This is a genomic window from Nocardioides sp., assembly GCF_031422975.1.
Classification (GTDB): Bacteria; Actinomycetota; Actinomycetes; order Propionibacteriales; family Nocardioidaceae; genus Nocardioides.
In genome coordinates this window covers 1-6,189 of record NZ_JANPEO010000424.1, presented here as the reverse complement: position 1 = coordinate 6,189, position 6,189 = coordinate 1, and the positions used below count along the sequence as shown (strand labels likewise).

Below are 6,189 nucleotides of genomic sequence, written 5' to 3'. Positions count from 1 at the left end.
CCTACACCAATGAGTACGTCGAGCAGGCGCTCGACCAGCTGCGTGAGGAAGGGGTCGACGTCGACGGCGCCGATTTCGCTCCGATCGACGTCACCCTCAACGAGGGCGGCAACTGAGACTCCGAGTGGGTTGGCGGGCGGGTGCCCAATCAACCCGTCCGCCCGGCCCGCCCGGTGGTCTGACCACACGTCCTCGCAACAGGAGATGGCAATGACACAGGATCTCGACCGCCACGTCGTCGAGCTTGACCGGGCCCACGTCTTCCACTCGTGGTCGGCGCAGGGAGCGCTCACCCCGATGGTGGTGGCCGGCGGCCTCGGCTGCCGGGTGTGGGACCACGCCGGCCACGAGTGGCTGGACTTCTCCAGCCAGCTCGTCAACGTCAACATCGGGCACCAGCACCCCCGGCTGGTCGCGGCGATCCAGGAGCAGGCCGCGATCCTGACCACGGTCTCGCCCCCCACCGCCAACCTCGCCCGCGGCGAGGCGGCCAAGCGGATCGTCGGTCTCGCGCCCGACGGCTTCAACAAGGTCTTCTTCACCAACGGTGGTGCCGACGCCAACGAGAACGCCATCCGGATGGCCCGCCAGTTCACCGGGCGCGACAAGGTCGTCTCGACCTACCGCAGCTATCACGGCAACACCGGCTCGGCGGTCGTGGCGACGGGCGACTGGCGGCGCGTACCCAACGAATATGCCCGCGGCCACGTCCACGTCTTCGGCCCCTACCTCTACCGCTCCGAGTTCTGGGCGACCACCCCGGAGGAGGAGAGCGAACGCGCGCTGCGCCACCTCACCCGGGTCGTCGAGAGCGAGGGCGCGGCCTCGATCGCCGCGATCCTGCTCGAGACCGTGCCCGGCACCGCGGGTGTGCTGGTGCCGCCACCGGGCTACCTCGCCGGTGTGCGGGCCCTCGCCGACAAGCACGGCATCATGCTCATCCTCGACGAGGTGATGGCCGGGTTCGGACGCACCGGCCACTGGTTCGCGTTCGATGCGTTCGACGTCGTGCCCGACCTGATCACGTTCGCGAAGGGCGTCAACTCCGGCTACATCCCGGTCGGCGGGGTGGTCATCAGCGACCCGATCGCTGCCCACTTCGACGACGTGGTCTTCCCTGGCGGGCTGACCTACAGCGGGCATCCGCTGGCGATGGCCTCGATCGTGGCGTCGATCGACACGATGACCGACGAGGGCATCGTCGACAACGCGGCGCGCATCGGTCGCGACGTACTCGCTCCGGGGCTTGCGGAGCTGGCCGACAAGCACGCGCTGATCGGCGAGGCCCGCGGCGAGGGCGTCTTCTGGGCGCTCGAGCTCGTTGCCGATCCCGACACCCGGGAGCCGGTCCCGGCCGCCGTGATGGGCCGCGCCAAGGTGGCGCTGCTCGAGCGGGGTCTGCTGCCCTTCGTGGCCGACAACCGCATCCACGTGGTGCCACCGTGTGTGGTCACCGACGACGAGGCCACCACCGCGCTGGCCATCTACGACGACGCATTCACCCTGCTGACCAAGGAGCTCTCATGAACACCGACCTGCCCGTTCTCGACCACTGGATCGACGGCGCCCCGAGCGCCGGCAGCTCCGACCGGATGGGCGATGTCTATGACCCCGCCCGCGGGGTGGTCCAGCGGCACGTCCGCCTCGCCTCTGCCGCCGATGTCGACGCCGCCGTAGGCGTGGCGAGGAAGGCCTACTCGTCCTGGGGACAGGCCTCGATCGCCAAGCGGCAGTCGGTGATGTTCGCCTTCCGCGAGCTGCTCGCCAGCCGCCAGGGCGAGCTCGCCGAGATCCTCACCTCCGAGCACGGCAAGGTGCTCTCCGATGCCGCGGGTGAGATCGCCCGGGGACTCGAGGTGGTCGAGTTCGCGTGCTCGCTGCCGCACCTGATCAAGGGCTCGGTCTCGGAGAACGTCTCGACCGACGTCGACGTCTTCTCGGTGAAGCAGCCGCTGGGCGTGGTCGGGGTGATCAGCCCGTTCAACTTCCCGGCGATGGTGCCGATGTGGTTCTTCCCGATCGCCATCGCGACCGGCAACTGCGTCATCCTCAAGCCGAGCGAGAAGGACCCGTCGGCCGCCAACTGGATGGCCGCGCTGATGACCGAGGCCGGCCTGCCGGCCGGTGTCTTCAACGTGGTCCACGGCGACAAGGAGGCCGTCGACGCGATCCTCACCCACCCCGACATCGCCTCGATCGCCTTCGTCGGCTCCACCCCGATCGCGCGCTACGTCTACGAGACCGGCACCGCCCACGGCAAGCGGGTCCAGGCCCTCGGCGGCGCCAAGAACCACATGCTCGTCCTGCCCGACGCCGACCTCGACCTGGTCGCCGACTCGGCCGTCAATGCCGGCTTCGGCTCGGCCGGCGAGCGCTGCATGGCCGTCAGCGTCGTCCTGGCGGTCGACTCGGTGGCCGACCCGTTGATCGAGAAGATCCGCGAGCGGATGGCCACCTTGAAGGTCGGCGACGGCACGCGCGGGTGCGACATGGGCCCGCTCATCACCCGCGAACACCGCGACAAGGTCGCGTCGTACGTCGACGTGGCGGCCGCCGACGGCGCGAGCGTGGTCGTCGACGGCCGGGGCGACGAGGTCGACGGTGAGGCGGACGGCTTCTGGATGGGCCCGACCTTGCTCGACAAGGTCCCGACCACCTCGAGCGCCTACACCGACGAGATCTTCGGTCCGGTGTTGTCGGTGGTGCGCGTCTCCGGCTACACCGAGGGGCTCGAGCTCATCAACTCCGGTCCCTACGGCAACGGCAGCGCCATCTTCACCAACGACGGGGGAGCGGCCCGCCGCTTCCAGCGCGAGGTCGAGGCCGGCATGGTCGGCATCAACGTGCCGATCCCGGTGCCGGTCGCCTATCACTCCTTCGGCGGCTGGAAGGCCTCGCTGTTCGGCGACGCCAAGGCCTACGGCCCGCACGGAGTGGACTTCTTCACCCGCGAGAAGGCCGTCACCCAGCGGTGGCTGGACCCCAGTCACGGTGGTCTGAACCTCGGGTTCCCGCAGCACACCTGAGGGGCTGTCCTGGAACTCCACGCGGGTGCTTGTTGTTCCAGGACGTCTTCGGACCGGGGACGTGAAACTCGACGCAGGTGCGTCGAGTTTCATCGGTCGACCGGGCCTGTGGATGACCGGATGCGGATCCGCGGCTGTCGCGCCAGGCTGGCCAGGGTGCGAATCAGGAGCGAGCTCAACACCCGGCGACCGTTCCCGCGGTGGCGCGCGATCGCGGCCGGGCTGGGCCGGGCGACTCTGGACGGCCCGGGCTTTCGTCGCGTCCTGTACGGCGTGCTCGTGGCCGCCGACGTGCCGGACTCGCCGCAGCTGCGCGCCGAGGCTGCGTTGACCTGCTTCTTCGCCTCCGCTTTCGCCAGCCACAAGACGGCAGCCAGGCTCTGGCGCGTACCGGTGTCATTGCCGCCCGGCGAGGACGTGACCGTGCCGGAGGTGGGCCACCGGCTCCGGCGCGCGGGTGTCACCTGCCACGTGCGCGCGGCCACCGAGGTGGTGGTCATCGGCGGCGTGCGGGTCTTGACGCTGCCCGACCTGTTCGTCGAGCGCGCCTCGGTGCTGCCGCTGGTCGAGCTCGTGGTCGCCGGCGACTGGATGGTCCGTCGCCACCGGGTGCGCCCCTCGGCGCTGATCGCGGCTGCGAGTCACGCGGGTGGACGCGCAGGTGCCCTCGCGCGCAGCGCTGCGACGTACGTCAGGGAGTTGGTCGACTCCCCGATGGAGACGCGACTGCGGATGTTGCTGGTGCTGGCCGGGATCCCCGAGCCCGAGATCAACCTCGAGATCAGGACCGTGGACGGCGAGGTGCTGCGGCGCTACGACCTGAGCTGGCCGGGGGTGCGGGTGATCGTCGAGTACGACGGCCGACACCACGTGGAGCGGGTCGAGCAGTGGGAGGCCGACCTGGCGCGGCGTGAGGCGATCGATGACAGCGAGTGGCGGATCCTGGTCATCGTCTCCTCGGGGATCTACAAGTCCCCGGGCAGCACGGTCCAACGAGTGCACGACCTTCTTCGACGACGAGGTCTCGTCGGCCTGCCCGCCCAGCCGCGCGAGGACTGGCGACCGCACTTCCCGGGCTGGTCGGACGCGGCGTGACGGGCGGTGTCGTCAGCGCAGCCCGCCGGCGAAGCTCTCGGTCGCACAGCTCGTCACCGGGTCCCGGGAACTCCACGCACACGCGTGGAGTTTCAGGGCGAATCACGGTTGGACACCCGAAACTCCGCGCACCTGCGTGGAGTTTCATCCCGGCGTCAGGTCAGCAGCCCGCGCGCGGCCAGCTCGTCGGCGACGTGCTGACCGAACACGGCGTGCCCGGCGGGACTCAGGTGCAGCCGGTCGGGCAGGTAGGCGAGCGACCAGGTGCTGGTGTCGATGTAGGGGACGCCGTACTCGTCGCAGAGACCCGCCAGCGTGGTGTCGACCCGCTCGACGAAGCCGGCTCGCGACGGCGCTGACGCGGGTCCGACCACGACGACGGTTCGGCGCTCGAGCGAGGACATGAGCGAGCGGAAGCCCGACGCAATGTCGACGGCCGGCTGGTCGTAGTCGTTCAGGCCGCCGGCGACGATCACCAGGTCTGCTCCGCGGGCCGCGCCGACCCGGGTGGAGAAGGCGCGGTCGCCGCAGCGGCTCGCGTGCCGGCTGAACCCCGAGCCGGAGAACCCGGCGACCGTGACGCGCCCCGGGAGCCGGCTGGGCCACGAGTCGCCGAGGTCGTCGAGACCCAGGCCGACGGTCCACGAGTCGCCGATGACGGTGATCGGCTCACCCGAGCCGGTCACGATCTGGGCCCGCGCGGCGGCGTCGGTGGTGTGGCGCTCGCACAGCGCCGCCTCGGAGCCGCGGGCCCGAGCGCTCAGCAGGGTCGCCAGCAACGCCGCCACCACGAGGAGGACGGCGGGCAGGGCGAGGAGCGGATGGCGAGAAGCCCGAGCGAGCACCGGTAGATCATGCGACAGGTTGTGCCCGTGAACGACCAGTTTGAGCCAATCGTTACGCCCATCCGGACGTAGTGAGGCAGGTCACCACGAACTCGATGCCGCCGCGGGAACACCGCGGCCTCACTCCTGCGTTGAACCCCATGAATAGAGTTGAGTTGATTCGACTCAACTTGTTTGTCATTCTGACCGCGGTCGCGGCAGGATGGCAGGCAGACACGTCAAGAGCAGTCAGACATCTTTATCTCAGGAGGCACACACATGGCTCGTGCAGTCGGCATTGACCTCGGAACGACGAACTCCGTCGTCTCCGTCCTCGAAGGTGGCGAACCCACCGTCATCGCCAACGCAGAGGGCGCCCGCACCACCCCGTCGGTGGTCGCGTTCGCCAAGTCCGGTGAGGTCCTCGTCGGTGAGGTTGCCAAGCGGCAGGCCGTCACCAACGTCGATCGCACCATCCGCTCCGTCAAGCGCCACATGGGCACGGACTGGAAGCAGAAGATCGACGACAAGGACTTCACCCCCCAGCAGATCAGCGCCTTCATCCTGCAAAAGCTCAAGCGCGACGCCGAGGCCTACCTCGGTGAGACCGTCACCGACGCCGTCATCACCGTCCCGGCCTACTTCTCCGACGCCCAGCGCCAGGCCACCAAGGAGGCCGGCGAGATCGCCGGGCTCAACGTCTCGCGCATCGTCAACGAGCCCACCGCGGCCGCCCTTGCCTACGGCCTGGACAAGGGCGACGACCAGACGATCCTCGTCTTCGACCTCGGTGGCGGCACGTTCGACGTGTCCCTGCTCGAGATCGGTGAGGGCGTCGTCGAGGTCAAGGCGACCTCGGGCGACAACCACCTCGGTGGCGACGACTGGGACAACCGTGTCGTCGAGTGGATGGTCAAGAAGTTCAAGGCCAACTTCGGCGTCGACCTCGCCGCCGACAAGATCGCCAAGCAGCGCCTCCAGGAGGCTGCCGAGAAGGCCAAGATCGAGCTGTCGTCCTCGAGCGAGACCACGATCCACCTCCCCTACATCACCCACGGCGAGGGCGGCCCGCTCCACTTCGAGGAGAAGCTGACCCGCAGCGAGTTCCAGAAGCTGACGGCCGACCTGCTCGACCGCACGAAGGCGCCGTTCCAGTCGGTGCTCAAGGACGGCGGCGTCGCCGTCGACAAGATCGACCACGTCGTGCTCGTCGGTGGCTCCACCCGGATGCCCGCAGTGAGCGA

The 6,189-nt window shown here is 69.3% G+C and carries 5 protein-coding genes; 4 read left to right on the top strand and 1 reads right to left on the bottom strand.

Translation table 11 applies throughout. The features are described from left to right. Positions 1-210 precede the first annotated feature (210 nt). The 3 genes from RMO85_RS12795 to RMO85_RS12785 all read left to right on the top strand — a co-directional run bounded on the left by RMO85_RS12795 (position 211) and on the right by RMO85_RS12785 (position 4,121). A complete protein-coding gene (locus RMO85_RS12795) occupies positions 211-1,527 on the top strand; it encodes an aspartate aminotransferase family protein (RefSeq protein ID WP_310529108.1) in 1,317 nt (438 codons plus the stop codon). Beyond that, positions 1,524-3,026: a CoA-acylating methylmalonate-semialdehyde dehydrogenase gene (locus RMO85_RS12790; RefSeq protein WP_310529107.1), complete on the top strand. Its 1,503-nt coding sequence runs from the start codon at positions 1,524-1,526 to the stop codon at positions 3,024-3,026. The genes RMO85_RS12795 and RMO85_RS12790 overlap by 4 nt, the downstream gene beginning before the upstream one ends. A gap of 156 nt (positions 3,027-3,182) precedes the next feature. Further along, positions 3,183-4,121, top strand: a complete 939-nt coding sequence (locus tag RMO85_RS12785; protein ID WP_310529106.1) for a hypothetical protein — start codon at positions 3,183-3,185, stop codon at positions 4,119-4,121. Between the two features lie 155 nt (positions 4,122-4,276). Here RMO85_RS12785 and RMO85_RS12780 read toward each other — a convergent pair whose 3' ends face one another. Next, positions 4,277-4,966 carry an SGNH/GDSL hydrolase family protein gene (locus RMO85_RS12780; RefSeq protein WP_310529105.1) on the bottom strand — a complete coding sequence of 230 codons (690 nt, stop codon included), beginning with the start codon at positions 4,964-4,966 and terminating at the stop codon, positions 4,277-4,279. 258 nt (positions 4,967-5,224) lie between these two features. Here RMO85_RS12780 and RMO85_RS12775 point away from each other — a divergent pair. Continuing rightward, positions 5,225-6,189 (top strand): Hsp70 family protein (locus RMO85_RS12775; RefSeq protein ID WP_310529104.1); only part of this gene is annotated, 965 nt, incomplete at its 3' end.

What these genes read in the sequence shown, in the direction of transcription:
- RMO85_RS12790 (WP_310529107.1), top strand. Translation starts at nt 1,524, where the DNA reads ATGAACACCGACCTGCCCGTTCTCGACCACTGGATCGACGGCGCCCCG.
- RMO85_RS12795 (WP_310529108.1), top strand. Translation starts at nt 211, where the DNA reads ATGACACAGGATCTCGACCGCCACGTCGTCGAGCTTGACCGGGCCCAC.